Source organism: Paenilisteria riparia FSL S10-1204, from assembly GCF_000525995.1.
Lineage (GTDB): Bacteria > Bacillota > Bacilli > Lactobacillales > Listeriaceae > Listeria_A > Listeria_A riparia.
The window spans coordinates 28664-44239 of record NZ_AODL01000031.1 but is presented as its reverse complement, the minus strand read 5'-3'; the positions used below and the strand labels follow the sequence as shown (position 1 = coordinate 44239).

Below are 15576 nucleotides of genomic sequence, written 5' to 3'. Positions count from 1 at the left end.
ACGAAGCAAACCAAAAGGAAGTTGCCTAAAAAGGGCATCATCGGTTTTTTCTTGATTTTGCTGATACCTGGTGCCTTAATTTTCTATCAATGGATACAACCAGATGTTCCTAAATCATCTAAGACAAAAGAAACGGTTGTGGAAGTTGGCGGTGGAAAAGAGGCGACGGATAAGCAGGAAAAAGAGGAACCATATAAATATCATTATAAAAAAGATGTCGATGCTGCCAAAGTAAATGCAGAATCTTTTGCGCGTGCGTATACCGCATTTAACGGCGCGAGGCCCGACGAAAACCAATTGAATGCTGTTCCGTATGCGACGCCTGAAATCAGTCTTAAATTACAGAACCAAGGTCAAGAAGTGAGGCCAACGGTCGACATGTACCAACGTCAAGTTACGAAGGTATCAAGCGATTATGAAGACGGGGCAGATATGTATTTTAAGGTCAAAGTCGAAGGAACATTCTTTAACGACAAGGGTAAGAAATTTATGGACACGGTAACGTTGTATAACATCCTATTACGGCATGAGGAGAGCGGCAAATGGTTAGTTTCTGACTTCTCTGTCCAGCAGGACGATGAGCGATAAGGAAGGTTATGTACAGAAGAAGGCGAAGCAATTAGCGGCAGAAAAAGCAAAAAAAAATGGCGCTTAAATTGATTGCGAAAATATTCGGTTGGCAAATAGTTGTAGTGCTTCTTGTGCTAATTCTAATCCTATGCATAACCATCGGTATCACGATGAGTGATCAGGGGAGCAAGGAAGACGGTGGCATATCGATTAGTGCGGTGGGCGAGAAAGAGATACCGAAAGACTTCATTCCGGTCTATCAAGAAGCGGCTGCGCGTTATGGCATCCCGTGGACACTTTTAGCTGCAGTACACAAGGTAGAGACTTCCTTTGGTTCTGATCCAAATATGGTGTCTTCTGCGGGTGCCGTTGGCCATTTTCAATTCATGCCAAAGACATGGGTAGGGTGGAGTTTTCCTGGCACTCCGTCCAAGAGTGATTGGGAGAATCTAACGAATATAAAGAAATATGGTGGTTACGGGATTGATGCAGATGGTGATGGAAAAGCAGATCCGTATAACATCAAAGATGCAGCGTACACTGCAGCCAATTATTTGAAAGCAAGTGGTGCGCCAGGTGATTTACATGGTGCTATTTTTGCTTACAATCACGCAGACTGGTACGTGGATCGTGTCATGAAATACTACAACATGTATACCAGTGGTGACTACACAGCTTCAGGAGGTACGACGATTGTTGGCAGTAATGACACAATAGAAAAAGCCATTCAAGCAGGCATGTCTTTAGTTGGCAAGTCACCTTATAGCTACGGTGCGGGGCGCAATCAGTCACAAATTGATCAACGGTTATTTGATTGCTCCAGCTTTGTACATTGGGCATACAATCAGGCCGGTGTGAATCTTGGTCCTGTGTCTAGTGTGACAGTTCGGACCATTATTAAGCTAGGGAAAAGTGTTTCAGTCATGGACATGCAGCGTGGTGATTTATTATTTTTTGATACAGAAGGACCCAACACACATATTGGTATTTACTTAGGTGATGGTGTGATGTTGAATGATCAGAATACGTATGGTGTATCGGTTGCTTCAGTTACGAAAGGTTATTGGAAAAATACGTTTAACGGAAGCGTTCGACGTGTGGTAATTACAAAGTAGGTGAACGGATAGCATGCAAAATGAGGACAGCTGGTTAGATAAAAAGCGTGATCAGTGGGAATTAATACAAGCGAAATTCAAACGAAAGCAATCCATTTATTATCAAGTTTCTACGTTGCTAGTGATACTAGGATTTGTTTTCTTTTTATTTTCACAACCTATATTGGGCGGTGAAGAAGTTGTGCAAAGCACAGCGTTGGGAGAACAGATGGAGTTAGAAGATATGAATGTTTCGATGTTCCAGCGTCAAATGAACATGACAGGCGACATGGCTCAAATTGATTTTGTCATAGAGCTGAATATGGATGCAGAAAGCGCAAAGAAACTTTCCTTTACGGTTCAAGAAAAGAATAATCAAGGCGTTAATCTTCCGGCAAAAATGATACAAGGTGACGATAATTTCTATGCATTGTTGGTAAAAGATATTCCGAGTGATTGGTCTGTCATGCAAATAAGGATTAGCGAGGCAGGTATCGAAGATGGGGACGAAGCTGTTTTTCTAATGAACCGTAGCGATATGAAAGAAACAGCCACTGTCGCTTGGAAAACAAAAAGCGACATCGAAGTGAACGCGGTAGATTATCGAATTGGACTTGTGGAGAAAGAGATTAAAGCGTTGGAGAAGGATTATTTGAAGGGACAAAAGGACATCGCAAAATTGGAGCAAGAGATCAAAGAAAAAGAAGCTGGCAAGCGATATGAAATTCCAGAAGACATCGTTGTTACGGACGCAGAGATAGGGAAATTACAAACGGATATTGACAGTGAAAAGCAAGGACTAGAAGCACTGACAATCAAAATAAAAGAGCAAAAAGAACGGAAGGAGAAGCTGAAACTGAAGAAATCAGATATCAGCCAAACCGCCTCCTAAGCGGAGTTTATAGGTGTTTTAACCGCAGGCGGTTAGCGTTATGACCGCCTCTCAGCCGTCGGCTGTGCTTCGCTTTTTGTTCCCAAGGAAACCACCTCGCACTGCGAGGTTTACCACGAAAGTGGGAACAGTTTCCCCTTATGCTCTTAACTACTCTCTGCGTTCGCAGTTACTATCTTCGCTCAGGCTATAGATTGCTTTTCGTAGATAACGGGGTAAGACGTGCATTTGTCTTCGGGGAAAACCTAGTTAAAACAGAAAAAGAGTGGAAAGGATTGCGGGAATGAAGGAAATACGTATTAGATATCTGGAAGATGATAAGTTAGCCCGATTGGATGAGCTCGCACGGAAAAATGGTTATAAGTCTCGCAATGCATTCTTGCTCTCTATTCTCAATCGAGTTGCAGAGTCAGGCGAAGTATACGAGCTAGATATGAAGTATCGGCAAATGAGCGAGATCATGTTGCGCGCTTTGCAAGCGAACTCTGAAGCGCTCGCGACATTTAATGCGCATTTCACGATGGAAGGAGGAGACGCGGGTGAAGGAACGGACATTTAAGAAACAAGTGTATTTAACGCAAGGTGCGATTGATCAGATAGATAGTGTGCAAAAAGCAAATGGTTACCGCACGATTGGTGAGGCAGTGGAACATATTATACGTGAGGGTAACCGTCAGGATAATCAGCAACTTGTTGTACAAGCGATAGCGGAGCAAACGGCAAAACTCGTCAAGGAGAGCATCGGCGGCAATATTGATATTATACGGCGCCGTACGGGGTACTCCGATATTAGTAGTAAGGTACTCATCGAATTAATGAACATGGTCTTTATTCAAATGGGCATCGAAAAAACAACGACGACAGACATGTTTGAGGTCCCGCAAATTAAACAAGCACATCAAAAAGTAAGAGACGATATCGCGAGTTATAAAGTGAAAAAAGCAGATCGGCAAGACCGAAACAAAGTGACGTCTAATAGTGATGCAGAAGGTTATACAGAAAATATGGTGGATAGATGAGTAAGCAACGTCCAGCTATTGTACAGGTGAGTAAATTTGTTAATGCGAGCGATAAGAAATATGCGGGATATATTAACTACATGGGACGCACAGAAGCGCAACGCTCGAAATATTTTGGGGAGTACAACGCGCTTTCCTTCGATAGGTATCAGCAGTATATGCATAACCCATCGAAGTCTTCGGGGCTGTTCTCAAGTGGCTACGGATATTTAGACAAAAAGGGAAAAGGGCAATATAGAGAATGGTTCAAAGAGGCACAAGAAAATAAAAGCCCCATGTGGCAAGATGTCTATTCGTTTGATAATCAAGACTTGATTGAATGGGGCATTTACAACCCAACAACAAAATCGTTGAATGAAGCTATTATTATGGACGCCACACGTGTTGCTATGGATGAAAAAATAAAATTAATGAATCTTGGGGATACGGCGAAGTGGACAGCATCCATTCACTTCAACACGGATAACATCCATGTCCATGTTGGGATGGTGGAGGTACAACCAACGCGCCCAAAAGTAACGTATAAGGGCGAAGAAATGTATCGAGGTGCTGTACCGAAATCAACGTTGGATAAAGTGAAAAGTAAGTTTATCAATCATATCGTGGATCGCAATCAAGAACTGGCGATGCTAGATCATTTGATTCGAAAAGAACTCGCTGGGAGCTTGGGGAAACAGGGTCAACTGAAGGATTTAATGTTACGAAAAGAAATGGTGCATTTAATAAATACGCTGCCACCGGATTTAAGGAAGTGGCAGTATGGACGAAAAGAAATGGCACCATACCGACAAGCGATTGACCACATCAGTGAGTCGTTTTTGAAAGAAAAAAAAGGCACCGAATTGCAGATGTTAAATAAAGCGCTAGATAATGAAATGCATTTTCGGAAGAACTTATATGGAGAAGGTACCAAAGAGTTCGAGCGATTTAAGGATTATAAAGCAAACAAGATGAAAGAGCTATACAGTACGATGGGTAATACAATTTTGAAAGAGTTAAAAGCAATTCGACGAACGATTGACCACGAGCAAGGCTATAAATATAGTCCGCCGATTGTAACGGCATCAGATACAAAGACAGGGAGTATTGGGTCGGAAGCTGATAAGGAGCGTATCAAATTAGAAGGACTTATGGAACCAGGGCTATCCAAAATTGAAAAAGCAACACCGTTAAGCATAGATATACCGAAAACTTGGCAATTGCCAGCTACGGATAATAGACCGATGCCGATATCACAAAAAGATATGGAGCGTGCATATCGACGACGAGAAGAAGCTCCTGTTACAACACAAAAAGATTGGAAACAGCAAATGGCTGCGTACTCACAAATCAATCAAACAAACCCAACGGTATTTCATCAAGGGCATGTCAGCCAGATACGTCGAGCATTGCGAAAAGATATCCAACACTTTTATAGCAAACTAGATTTTGAGCGTATGGAAGACGAGCGAGTTTGGAGGAAAAAACAATTTGAGCAAGCACAACAAAATGGACGTAGTTATTAACAGAAGCCTAAACGAGGTTTCTGTTTTTTCTTGTTCCAAATAGGAGGTTTATGTATGGAAAAAGTACAGAAAATACCACCAGAATTGATTGATAAAGCTGCGAATGTTGACATCATCGAATATATTCAATCAGAAGGTAATGGTGGATTACTTCAAAAAATGGGGAAGTACTATCAATATAATTTTGAAGATCACGGAACAATCCGAATTGATTCATTCAAAAATTATTTTATTCATAATGCAACGGGAGAAGCGGGCAATGCCATTGCTTTTGTCCGTTACTTCGAAGGGCTCTCGTTTCGTAAAGCCGTTGAAAAACTACTAGGAAATGAGTATGAGCCAGCTGTGAAGCGGAAGCCTGAAAAGAAGAAACCCTTTGATTACTATTTTAAAGATAAAAAAACGACTGCGAAGGCTCGGAAATATCTTGTAGAGGAACGTAAATTAGATGCCGAACTGATAGATACATTGATTGCCAAAGGCTTTATTCGCCAAGCTGGAGACGAGGACGATATTATTTTTGTATGGACAGAAAATGGAAAGGAGAATGGTAAGGTTATTGGTGCAGCCGAGCAAGGTACTATTCGGGACCATGACCGTTTTGGGTCACGTGGAACAAAAAAGAAAGTGGCTGCTAACGTCACGCCGAACACAGGATTTAATGTTGTTTTAGGAACACCGAAAAAACTATTTCTATTTGAAGCCCCCATTGATGCGCTGAGTTTCTGGAGTAATAATAAGCATTTAACAGATTGTCGTATTGTCTCAATGACAGGTGTTCAAAATGGCGTTGTTAGACATTACATCGCAGAAACATACAGACAATATGGTGTGTTTCCTGAGAATGTGTATATAGGTGTCGATAACGATCCGGCGGGCCAACGTTTCGCAGATAAGTATGTCTATGATCCAGGATATGAAACGCCGGATGGGAAAACATTAAGTTACAAACCATTGCTCGTAGGCGACCATCAAATTCCTGAATGGTACCTTGAAAAATACAAAGAGCTAGCACAAGAACATTTCATACCTTGGGAAATACTTGCCGCCATTCATAAAGCGGAAACGAACTTATCAGACACTAATGAAATAACAAATGGATTTAAGATTGGGCGTTATTTTGGGAAGCATTTGAAGGCAAGGGAGAAACCTAGTGTTATTGATATAGACGCTTGTTTGGGGAGATGCGCTATCGCATTGAAAGATGTAAGTCCAAATAGTCGAGCGAGCTTAGAATCATTTTTGAAAGAGGAGAATGTTCCAACGGATGAGATGTTAAGTTACGTTGACAAGGTGGAGCATTATTACAATTTATACGTGGGGCAAGGGTTTGAAGCTGTGAGTGAGCAACCATTAAAAGATTGGAACGAGAAAAGGCAGGATGATCTCCAGCATAATCGCTTAGATTTGACAGAAACCTTAAACCAAGAAGGATTTATGCTATCAGAAGAATTCTTTGAACTACAGCAAGATAATCTGCAACGAAAACCATTTCAATACTATTTATCCAATGCGGATAATGCAGAGCATGTGTATAAACATTTGGTGAATCAATATGGATTAGACAAAGAAATTGTATCGGCGTTACTTCAAAAGGGTATGATACGTGAAGATAGTTATCATCGTGCGGTTTTCTTATGGGGGAAACAAGGAACGGTTGTTGGTGGCGATATTCTCGGTACTGAATTTGATAAAAACAGATTTGGAAAGGAAGGAATCGAGCGGAAGGTAATGGCCAACTCAAAGGATCATTACGGATTCAATGTGAAAATTGGAAAGCCTGAGACGGTCTATTTTTTCACTAATCCAGTGGAACTAATGAGTTTTTGGACGTTGTATCGTAATCAAATTCAGAATGCGAAACTCATGTCGATGTCCGGCTTTGATCAAGATACAGTGATGAGAGAACTTCGTACGACCTTGCGTGCAGGAGGTCGAATTAAAGAGATGCATTTGTGTGTGAGTAGAGATAGTGATGGAATGGAGTTTCTAGATCAGTTTGCACAACATCCGTTGTACCAAGCAGATCAAAAAGTTCTGAAGACGGCGGAAGGATACGAGGATATCAAAATAAAAAGTAACTTGCCACGATTCGGTAAGAACTGGAGTGATGAGCTGCAGGTGAAACGAGAAAGGCATCAAAAAGGTTATGCAATATTATCAAAGACAGCAACAACAGCAACAAGCAAGAGATACCGTGCCTGCCAACACTGTAGAACGCTAGTGCGATGTTGGAGCGGGGGATTTACTTTATACGAGATTTGCATGCTACGAAGCTCGCTGATCATTTAATGGTTATATATTTGTTTATGATGTATATATGTGTTATAATCAAACATATAAACGGAAGATGGATAAATAGTCCATACGTTATTGCGTGAAAAGTAGAGGAGAGATGTAGGATGCGAGTGGGAAATATAGAATTACGCAAAGTTGATTCGGGCAACAAAGAAGCTACTGGAAGTTGGACGAATGGCAAAAAAGTAAGCCTTGTGGCGATCGTGGCGTTTTTGGTTTGTGTGGCAGCATTTATCCCTTGGGGGAACGTTGCCATGGGAGTAATTAGTATTGGTTGGTTTCTCATAAAATGGACGATGGTTATAACAGTGGTGGTGTGCGCCATACGTTTCTTTTTTCCAGTCTTTGTTGGGATCGTAGCTATCATCATAACGCTGGTAACATTGGCAGCCCTGTAATCATATCTGGAGGTGGCATTTGAAAAAGAAAGAATTAGGAATAACCGTACTTTATTTTGTTTTATGGGTGTTAACGCCGTTAGCTTTGTGGCCGTTGGTACAACATTTTCAAAATCACGGCTATTCATTAGTGAATGCCATCATGCATGCTAGTTGGCTAACGGATAGTTGTAAATCTATTTTTTTATCAGGAGTCATTATCATGACTTATACACATAGGGGGTCTATTTCCGATCATTGGTCAAAATGGAAACAGCGTAAGACGATCCAATGGGCCGTTATTGGATTGGGGGCAATCTTAGTATATCAATTACTATATGCGCTTGTGTTGCCTATGAATGATGGTGGAAATGGTACAACGGAGTATGTAGCTCAATTTTTATCAAACACCTGGTGGATGCTGAATTTAGTGATAGCTGGTCCAGTTGTAGAAGAATTATTTTTTAGAAAAGTGTTGTTTGGAAGTAATATATTTGGTCATCGATGGATATGGAGAGCGATAGGTAGTTCCTTGTTGTTTGCCCTTTTCCATGCGGACTGGATGTATTACTTTCTTTATTTTGGGATGGGCTTATTATTGGTGATGGTGTACAGCAAGACAAGAACCATCACTGCTCCCATTGCGGTTCATATCATGCTAAACGCTCTAGTATTGGCTATTCAAGTGATAGGATGAAAAGGTAAGAGAATAAAACAGATTGAAAATATTCTGGAGACATGGTACAATGAACTTGGAAATATAACGAACACATTTGCACCCAAACACCCTAGCTGCAGCGAACAGCTAGGGTGTTTTTTGTATGGGGTTAGAAATGCCGTCTACTTCTTATCGCTTCGATCTTCTAACATGTGTTTGAAGTACGCGATAGCGCATCCAACAACGATTGGAGCGATAATACTGGAAAATATAACGAACACATTGAGCACCCCCCTTCAGCGAAAATGTTCGTCTGAGGGGTAGACGACTCTATCAGTATAACACATTTAGGATAATGCAAAAAAGCACTCTCATGAAGGAAGAGTGCTTTTAAATGTGCCATTAGCTATTTTTTGAACTTTTTCTTATTGGCCATTACTTCAGGTTTAAAGTCTAGGATATCCTGCTTTTTGAACAACACATTTCGATGCTCAGAAATGAAGGGAACCAGCTTTTTTTCTCGAACATATAAATCAATCGTGTTCGGGTGAATTTCGAGTATTTCAGATGCACGTTTTTTGCTGATTAGATTTTCCAAGTAGTAGGCATCAATCTGTTGTATTTTTTCATCTGGAGGTATATCTGCAGCTAGAATCTGCATTAAATCCATTGTCTTCGCCCCGTTTCCATCGATCAATTTCTATAGATGAGTATAACATAAATATATGTGATTATCAAACGTTATATATTTGATAATCACGCATATATATGTTATAATCAAATATATAAGGAAGTAAAACATTGATTCGAAGGGATGATACGTGTATGCAGTACAAAAATAAAGAAGTCCATATCTGCTTTAGTAAACATGAGAATGAGGCATTAAGAATTGATATTGTAAGTGAAGCGTTTGAACAGTTAGAAACGTGTACGATAGCTACAGAAGCGCACAACGGTTATCAGGATCAAAAAGGGTTATCGGAAGCGGAGAATAGACAGTATCGTGTTCGCCATTTATTAAATTTAATCGTTGGCATTAACTTGAAAAATCCAGAAGCTATCGTGTTCTTGCAAGAACAGGGGATTATCGAAGTGGGCATGGCTTACTGTGATAAGGACCTTGGAGTTGGCTACTATTATCTGACGGAAGATGCTATTGATCAAAAAGCGGATATTGTGGATGAGGATGCGGCATATGATGATTATTACAACCAAAAGGTTCGGGATTATTTTCAGCATACGAAGAAATCAGCATATAAAGCGGCTGATGAACAGCGAAAACTAGAAGGCATAAAGAAGGACCTTCAGTTTATCCAGTTCCCACTGCACTTATTGCAGGGAAGTAAAAAAGAACAAGCGGTACAGAAATTATTATATTTCAGGAAAAAAGTCAAGATTGGTTGAATTGCTGAAGAGAAGGCTCATAGGTTACTGTGAGTCTTCTTTTTTAATATAGTGACCAAAATAGATGGAGGTAGGAAAATGGTTATTGAGACGTTACTATTAACGGAAGAAGAGAATGAAGGGATATCTACTGGCGAAAAGAAAGCGATTGTACGCCCATCAAAACGAGTCTATGAAAAGGGAGATTTGCTGGTTCTTCAGCATTTTGTGTTTGCTCAAATGACAGTAAAGGTAACGGATGTAGCCGTTCTGGAGGATACAGGATACGTTGTGTTGTCGATTGAAAAACACACGTGTGATCTTTGTAAAAGCGGATTAGATGCATTTATGATGCATGAAAGCGAAGGGTACCACTACCATCAATCGTGTTTTGACAGAGTTATAAAAGAGCAAATCACCCGAAAAACTCCCCCATTTTACGAAATTAAGTTTTGTACCTGTGGGACACGATTTATTGCTAAACGTGGTAAGGGAAAGTGTTCGCAACATTGCATGACGTGTGCGGAGAAACATGTCTTGGACGACTATTTAAGCAAATACTGTGAGCCGTTATGATGTCCTAAATTTAGATAGTAAGCAAAGCCATATTCATTTTTAGTTTTGTTCAACGTGCTTTTAAGAATTTGCCTTTCCGAAACGGCGGTGGCGGTTGGAGTGCAGGAAAGGCAAATTCTGTTTTTTCTCTTGGGGCATTGCCAAAAAGGGTTTATCTTTGGCGATGTCACAAGAGAAAAAAACCTAGGCGCAAGACCTAGGCTTTTAAACTATGTGTGTGATGGTAGTACGCTACAATGTCTTGAATGACTTGGTCAAAGATGGATTCGTCGTCATAAACATACAATACATATTCTGACCAGGCATCTGTTAAAAAAGCTTCAGTGATAAAATTGCGAGGGATAAATACTGAAAGTTCCATCATAAATTCGTCATTATTTATCAGTTCATGCGCATTATGTCTATCATATGCTTGTTCATAAAATTCGCATGCCATCAAGTTTGCAGCGGTTAAATCTAGGTCTTCGCTGTGTTCATATACAACTTCGGTTGCGAGATGTTTTTCATAGATACAAGGGCGAATTTGAAACGTAGCGTTATAAAGAATTTCGGCGCCTTGTTCGTAATCGAGAAAGGAAAAAGTTAAAACGGATTCTTTTTCTTGGAAGAGTGTTTGTAACCAGCTGAAATCGGCAGTAAGTTCATTTACGGGTAATAAGGATTCAAAAAATCCGCGTACGTTGGTAGCGTATGTCCATTTCCCTGTTCCTGTAAATCCAAGTATAAAATCATGAGGAATAGTTGTGTTTTGAATGTGCGCACATATTTGTGGGTATTCGTCCGACAGGATTGTGTTGTAATCGATACGAACTAATTCGCTCTCCATTAATTGTATTAATGATACGAGCTCATTTGGGTATTTTTCCATGATTTTTGCGGGTATAGTAATCGTTCCAAATGCATTTGACATATTTGCCATTTTTTCATCATTCCTTTTAAATGGTTTTTTATTTAGCTTTTCCTGGATGTCACATAGCACGGCATATACAAAAAGATAGGGAATGCTGTAGTAAAAGTTTTTCAGCGGAGCGTTTTTGAAAAAAGTTTTACGCCCCTATCGTTTTGTATATGCCGTGCTATAATCCGGTATGAAAAGATAAATGAGTAAAAAACCATTTAGAAGGAATGAGAGGCTTGCGTAGTAAGTCTTCCCCGCAGCGGTGGAGGCGGCTGGAGCGAAGGGGATTGTTGAGAGAAGCAGGCATTGCCAAACACGGTTTTGTTTGGCGATGTCGGCTGAAAGAAACAAAGAAGCACCTGATCATGATCTAGGATTAGATCACAGTCAGATGCTTGTTTATTTTTTTTCTAGCGGCTTGCCAATCATTCATTTTATCCTTATAGGCTTCCACTTCATCCCTAAAGAATAATCGTATAACTCGTTTTTCGGATTCTTTAATCTCAACGGCGGGTATTATCTTTTCGTTTTTTACAGACTGTTGGAATGCTTTGATGGTTTGCTCCGTAATTTTTCTTGCTTCGCGTGTTGAGATGAGATTTTCTTTTGCATATTGAATGAATTCATCTCTATTCAATTTGTACACCCCCATGAATTAAATATAGCATGTAGATTCAAATAAATACATAGGTATATAGGTATGTAATATTATTGTAAAGGAATGGTAATGCTAGCAATACATACATGGGTATATAGGTATGTTATGATGAGTATATAAGTAAAGTCCTAGCAAAAATAAGAAGGAGAGGAGGTAGAGCATGGGAAACAGCTTGATAAACGACACACAAGAATTCGAAATTCGAAATAGTAATATGAAATGTCAAAGAGAGGAAATGCTGTCTCTGGTTGCGGCGTGTTGTCAGAGTGCTGATGATTCAAAAGACTGTGAACTTGGTCTAGGGAATCATTTACTCTACGTAAGGGAAGGAATCTATTTTTGGTGAATGGAGGAATAATAATGGTAAATTCATTAGCGGTTAATATATGTTTTAGTCAGTATGATAATGACTCATTGCGAATCGATTTAGCGAGTACTACATTCGAACTCCTGATGACTTGTACAACACAAACGAACGAGATTGAGGATTTCAAGGATATTCGTGGATTTACAGAAACAAAGAATAACGAAATTCGTATGATGCACGCCTATAACCTGATTATTGCTATTAATACAAAGCATAGCTCGGCCATCAGTTTACTTATTGAACGAGGTGTTGTACAACCTAAACCAGTTTACTACCAAAGCGAAGGGAACAAAATGCTGGCATTTTTCGAGTTAACAAGTCATGCAATTGAGCAGAAATGCAAAATTATCGATGAGGAAGAATTTTTAGTGATGTCCCTAAAGGATATGGAGGAAATACTTCCAGGCATTGAGGATATTAATAACATAGAGGCAGAATGGGTGTACAAAAGGAATTTTTTATACAAACGAAAAATATCTTTAGAAAAAACAATATAGGAGGGCCTGCAGGTGAAGAAAAGAAACAGAATGAAGAGAATTATAGTGATGCTAGCAATGATTCTAATAGGTGTTGGTGCCACGTATAAAGGCGATATTTTATCTTTCCTTGAAGGAGAGAATAAAACTGTGCAAGTGAATCGTAATGAAGCGCTTGCGGATGTATCGTTCGATGGCACCAATCAGGTGATAGCAATCAATGATAACAAGCCAGATTTTAAGGCAAAGGATCTAATGCTAGAAAAAGGATCGTGGCAAACGTTTTCGAATTTGGACGATTTAAACCGAGTGGGTGTCGCCAATGCGATGCTAGGAAGAGAACTAATGCCAAAAACGGATAGAGAGGCACTATATGTAGATCCGACGGGATGGAGAAACAAAAAATTAGCTTCCGGCTGGCTCTATAATAGGTGTCACCTAATTGGTTTTCAATTGACCGGAGAGAATAACAATCTTAAGAATTTAATGACCGGTACACGTAGTTTCAATACGCCAGGCATGCTGACATATGAAAATAAAGTAGCAAGCTATCTCAGAACCACTAAGAATCATGTCAGATACCAAGTGAAGCCAGTTTTCAAAGGGAATGAGCTAGTGGCACGTGGGGTTCAAATGCAGGCGCAGAGTGTTGAAGATAACCGGATAGCATTCAATGTTTTCGTTTTTAACGTAGAGCAGGGTGTGGACATTGATTATTCGACGGGAAAATCGATGTTGAAATAAAAAAGGAGTGAATGAAATGAATAAAAACACAGTATCAAATGAAACGACGTATAAGACGCTTTACCAGAAATTTTGGTTTGACATTACACTGAAGTTTTTACCATGTAGCTTAATCGTTATTTTAGTAGGATATAGGCTTACTACCGTACCACCAGTTCTTAATTTTTATTTGATTCTTCATCTTTTGCTATTGGGTATTATAGTTTTTGCTTATACCTGGCTTTCGATGGAATTGATATTTACATGGATAGACATTCGGAAGAGAAAAATACAAAGGTAGGAGATATGAGGATGAAGCATAAGCAAGGTTTGATTATAGATAATTTTGCTGGAGGCGGTGGAGCCAGCACAGGTATTGAACAAGCGATGGGGAGACCTGTAGATATTGCAATCAATCATGATTTGAAAGCGATTGAGATGCATCAAATGAATCATCCGGACACGAAACACTATTGTGAGAGTGTCTGGGATATCGATCCTGTAGCGGTTACAGAAGGGAAAAAAGTAGATTTACTTTGGGCATCACCAGATTGCAAGCATTTTTCAAAAGCAAAAGGTGCGGTTCCAGTTAAAAAAGAAATACGCGGTTTGGCTTGGGTGGTTATCCGATGGGCACTCCTTGCCCCCCCAAACATTATGTTTTTAGAAAACGTAGAAGAGTTTCGTACATGGGGGCCTGTTAAAAATGGAAAGATTGACACTGATAAGAAGGGTGTCATTTATGAATCATTCAAGCGCATGCTTTCGACGGGGATAGAGCGAAACAACATTGGTTTTAGGCAGTGTTGTAAGGCGTTGAAAATAAAAACAAACAGCGCGCTCGCTGATCGGCTTGTGGAAGGGCTCGGCTATAATGTAGAGGATAGAATTATTACAGCATGTGATCATGGAGCGCCAACAAAGCGTAAGCGGCTATTTTTGATAGCTCGTAGAGACGGTAAACAAGTTGTTTGGCCAAAGGCTACACATGGAGATCCTGAGTCTGAAGAGGTTAGGGTGGGTATCTTAAAACCGTGGAGAACAGCAGCTGAAATCATTAATTGGAAAGATTTAGGGAATTCTATTTTTAACCGGAAAAAGCCCTTAGCAGAAAATACGATGCGCCGTATTGCTCGAGGTATCCAAAAATTTGTGTTGGATAACCCAGATCCTTTTATTTTAAATGACGAAGTAACCCTAACTTTATTGGTAAACACTTCGGGGCATCCTGGTTCAGCGGTAAATGAACCACTTCGAACTATCACTTCAGGAGGCCATCATGCGTTGATTAGTCCATATTTAGCTAGAATAGGACAAACGGGATTTGGAAAAGATGCTTTAACTTACTCGATGAAGAAGCCGTTAACGACGATAACAATGAAAGCGGAGCATTTGTTAATTGCACCGGTTATGATTCAAATGGGGTATGGCGATTCTGAGGGCAGGCGAGTATTAGATTTATTCAAACCGATTGGAACGATAACTAGTGGTGGGAACAAATTTGCTATAGGCGCCGCATTTTTAACTGAATATGGCGAGAAGCATCAAAGTAACAATCAGCAGGCGAATGATAATAGTAACCAAGTACATGCGTTCCTTATGAAATATTATGGTGCAGACATAGGTCAAGCGGTGAACATTCCGTTACATACGGTGACGGGAAAAGCTCGATTTGCCTTGATAACAATTAAGGGAACGTTATATAGAATCGTTGACATCAAAATGAGGATGCTTCAACCACGAGAATTGTTTGCGGCACAAGGTTTTCCTGAAGAATATGTGATTGAACATGATGCCTATGGCAAGAAAATATCGAAATCAGAGCAGATAGCCAAATGCGGCAACTCTGTGTCCCCACATCCAGCTGAAGCAATAGTTAGAGCGAATTGTTCAGACATTGCACTCCCTGGTCGTATTAATTATCAAGACGCATTGTTTCCACCAGTAGAGAGAATTGGGTAGTTGGAGAACATAATTGCTAGTCATTGCGTCTGAATATTCAATGAAAGGAAGGGTGGTTATGGAAGAAAAGGATTTATATGAACCAGTAAAGAATTGGCTATACACAAAAGTCGGATGTAC

At 40.0% G+C, this 15576-nt stretch carries 18 protein-coding genes; 14 read left to right on the top strand and 4 right to left on the bottom strand.

The window, feature by feature from the left end:
- The 9 genes from PRIP_RS14125 to PRIP_RS14085 form a co-directional block, all read left to right on the top strand.
- Positions 1 to 588 (top strand): hypothetical protein (locus PRIP_RS14125; protein ID WP_206538207.1); only part of this gene is annotated, 588 nt, incomplete at its 5' end.
- Positions 589 to 644: 56 nt separating this feature from the next.
- Complete coding sequence (locus PRIP_RS14120) at positions 645 to 1685, top strand: C40 family peptidase (protein ID WP_036101890.1); 1041 nt, start codon at positions 645 to 647, stop codon at positions 1683 to 1685.
- Positions 1686 to 1698: 13 nt separating this feature from the next.
- Entirely contained in the window at positions 1699 to 2556 is an 858-nt protein-coding gene (locus PRIP_RS14115; protein WP_036101888.1) for a hypothetical protein, read from the top strand.
- Between the two features lie 283 nt (positions 2557 to 2839).
- Positions 2840 to 3115, top strand: coding sequence for a ribbon-helix-helix protein, CopG family (locus PRIP_RS14110; protein ID WP_036101885.1), 276 nt, complete (start codon positions 2840 to 2842; stop codon positions 3113 to 3115).
- Positions 3096 to 3575 (top strand): hypothetical protein, encoded by a 480-nt coding sequence (locus tag PRIP_RS14105; RefSeq protein ID WP_036101884.1) that lies wholly within the window; start codon positions 3096 to 3098, stop codon positions 3573 to 3575. The genes PRIP_RS14110 and PRIP_RS14105 overlap by 20 nt, the downstream gene beginning before the upstream one ends.
- The gene (mobP2, locus tag PRIP_RS14100) at positions 3572 to 5080 is read left to right on the top strand and encodes a MobP2 family relaxase (protein WP_052008952.1); all 1509 of its coding nucleotides are present in this window, start codon (positions 3572 to 3574) and stop codon (positions 5078 to 5080) included. The genes PRIP_RS14105 and mobP2 overlap by 4 nt, the downstream gene beginning before the upstream one ends.
- 54 nt (positions 5081 to 5134) lie before the next feature.
- Positions 5135 to 7372, top strand: a complete 2238-nt coding sequence (locus PRIP_RS14095; protein WP_036101882.1) for a DUF3991 domain-containing protein — start codon at positions 5135 to 5137, stop codon at positions 7370 to 7372.
- A gap of 110 nt (positions 7373 to 7482) precedes the next feature.
- Positions 7483 to 7776, top strand: a complete 294-nt coding sequence (locus tag PRIP_RS14090) for a hypothetical protein (RefSeq protein WP_036101879.1) — start codon at positions 7483 to 7485, stop codon at positions 7774 to 7776.
- 19 nt (positions 7777 to 7795) lie between these two features.
- Positions 7796 to 8452 carry a CPBP family intramembrane glutamic endopeptidase gene (locus PRIP_RS14085; RefSeq protein WP_036101878.1) on the top strand — a complete coding sequence of 219 codons (657 nt, stop codon included), beginning with the start codon at positions 7796 to 7798 and terminating at the stop codon, positions 8450 to 8452.
- Positions 8453 to 8595: 143 nt separating this feature from the next.
- Here the strand turns inward: PRIP_RS14085 and PRIP_RS17035 are convergent, their stop codons facing one another.
- Together PRIP_RS17035 and PRIP_RS14080 are read right to left on the bottom strand one after the other, a co-directional pair.
- Positions 8596 to 8694, bottom strand: a complete 99-nt coding sequence (locus PRIP_RS17035) for a type I toxin-antitoxin system Fst family toxin (protein ID WP_149023842.1) — start codon at positions 8692 to 8694, stop codon at positions 8596 to 8598.
- Positions 8695 to 8819: 125 nt separating this feature from the next.
- Positions 8820 to 9083 (bottom strand): hypothetical protein, encoded by a 264-nt coding sequence (locus tag PRIP_RS14080; protein WP_036101876.1) that lies wholly within the window; start codon positions 9081 to 9083, stop codon positions 8820 to 8822.
- Positions 9084 to 9238: 155 nt separating this feature from the next.
- On the opposite strand from PRIP_RS14080, the gene PRIP_RS14075 reads away from it, so the two are divergent.
- Positions 9239 to 9817, top strand: coding sequence for a hypothetical protein (locus PRIP_RS14075; protein WP_036101875.1), 579 nt, complete (start codon positions 9239 to 9241; stop codon positions 9815 to 9817).
- A 78-nt stretch (positions 9818 to 9895) separates the two neighbouring features.
- Positions 9896 to 10372 (top strand): hypothetical protein, encoded by a 477-nt coding sequence (locus PRIP_RS14070; protein WP_036101873.1) that lies wholly within the window; start codon positions 9896 to 9898, stop codon positions 10370 to 10372.
- A gap of 196 nt (positions 10373 to 10568) precedes the next feature.
- Here PRIP_RS14070 and PRIP_RS14065 read toward each other — a convergent pair whose 3' ends face one another.
- Positions 10569 to 11291, bottom strand: coding sequence for a hypothetical protein (locus PRIP_RS14065; RefSeq protein ID WP_036101870.1), 723 nt, complete (start codon positions 11289 to 11291; stop codon positions 10569 to 10571).
- A 355-nt stretch (positions 11292 to 11646) separates the two neighbouring features.
- Complete coding sequence (locus PRIP_RS14060) at positions 11647 to 11907, bottom strand: hypothetical protein (protein WP_420912129.1); 261 nt, start codon at positions 11905 to 11907, stop codon at positions 11647 to 11649.
- A 381-nt stretch (positions 11908 to 12288) separates the two neighbouring features.
- Between PRIP_RS14060 and PRIP_RS14050 the strand changes: the two genes are divergently transcribed.
- The 3 genes from PRIP_RS14050 to PRIP_RS14035 all read left to right on the top strand — a co-directional run bounded on the left by PRIP_RS14050 (position 12289) and on the right by PRIP_RS14035 (position 15456).
- Positions 12289 to 12792, top strand: a complete 504-nt coding sequence (locus PRIP_RS14050; RefSeq protein ID WP_036101865.1) for a hypothetical protein — start codon at positions 12289 to 12291, stop codon at positions 12790 to 12792.
- Positions 12793 to 12804: 12 nt separating this feature from the next.
- Positions 12805 to 13515 carry a DNA/RNA non-specific endonuclease gene (locus PRIP_RS14045; RefSeq protein ID WP_241434190.1) on the top strand — a complete coding sequence of 237 codons (711 nt, stop codon included), beginning with the start codon at positions 12805 to 12807 and terminating at the stop codon, positions 13513 to 13515.
- Between the two features lie 285 nt (positions 13516 to 13800).
- Positions 13801 to 15456 (top strand): DNA cytosine methyltransferase, encoded by a 1656-nt coding sequence (locus PRIP_RS14035; protein WP_052008951.1) that lies wholly within the window; start codon positions 13801 to 13803, stop codon positions 15454 to 15456.
- The last annotated feature ends 120 nt before the right edge of the window (positions 15457 to 15576 follow it).

Excerpts from the sequence above, each read along its gene's own strand:
- PRIP_RS14065 (WP_036101870.1), bottom strand. The coding sequence starts at position 11,291 with ATGGCAAATATGTCAAATGCATTTGGAACGATTACTATACCCGCAAAA.
- PRIP_RS14080 (WP_036101876.1), bottom strand. The coding sequence starts at position 9,083 with ATGGATTTAATGCAGATTCTAGCTGCAGATATACCTCCAGATGAAAAA.
- PRIP_RS14070 (WP_036101873.1), top strand. The coding sequence starts at position 9,896 with ATGGTTATTGAGACGTTACTATTAACGGAAGAAGAGAATGAAGGGATA.
- PRIP_RS14090 (WP_036101879.1), top strand. The coding sequence starts at position 7,483 with ATGCGAGTGGGAAATATAGAATTACGCAAAGTTGATTCGGGCAACAAA.
- PRIP_RS14115 (WP_036101888.1), top strand. The coding sequence starts at position 1,699 with ATGCAAAATGAGGACAGCTGGTTAGATAAAAAGCGTGATCAGTGGGAA.
- PRIP_RS14110 (WP_036101885.1), top strand. The coding sequence starts at position 2,840 with ATGAAGGAAATACGTATTAGATATCTGGAAGATGATAAGTTAGCCCGA.
- PRIP_RS14095 (WP_036101882.1), top strand. The coding sequence starts at position 5,135 with ATGGAAAAAGTACAGAAAATACCACCAGAATTGATTGATAAAGCTGCG.
- PRIP_RS14075 (WP_036101875.1), top strand. The coding sequence starts at position 9,239 with ATGCAGTACAAAAATAAAGAAGTCCATATCTGCTTTAGTAAACATGAG.
- PRIP_RS14050 (WP_036101865.1), top strand. The coding sequence starts at position 12,289 with ATGGTAAATTCATTAGCGGTTAATATATGTTTTAGTCAGTATGATAAT.
- mobP2 (WP_052008952.1), top strand. The coding sequence starts at position 3,572 with ATGAGTAAGCAACGTCCAGCTATTGTACAGGTGAGTAAATTTGTTAAT.
- PRIP_RS14035 (WP_052008951.1), top strand. The coding sequence starts at position 13,801 with ATGAGGATGAAGCATAAGCAAGGTTTGATTATAGATAATTTTGCTGGA.
- PRIP_RS14120 (WP_036101890.1), top strand. The coding sequence starts at position 645 with ATGGCGCTTAAATTGATTGCGAAAATATTCGGTTGGCAAATAGTTGTA.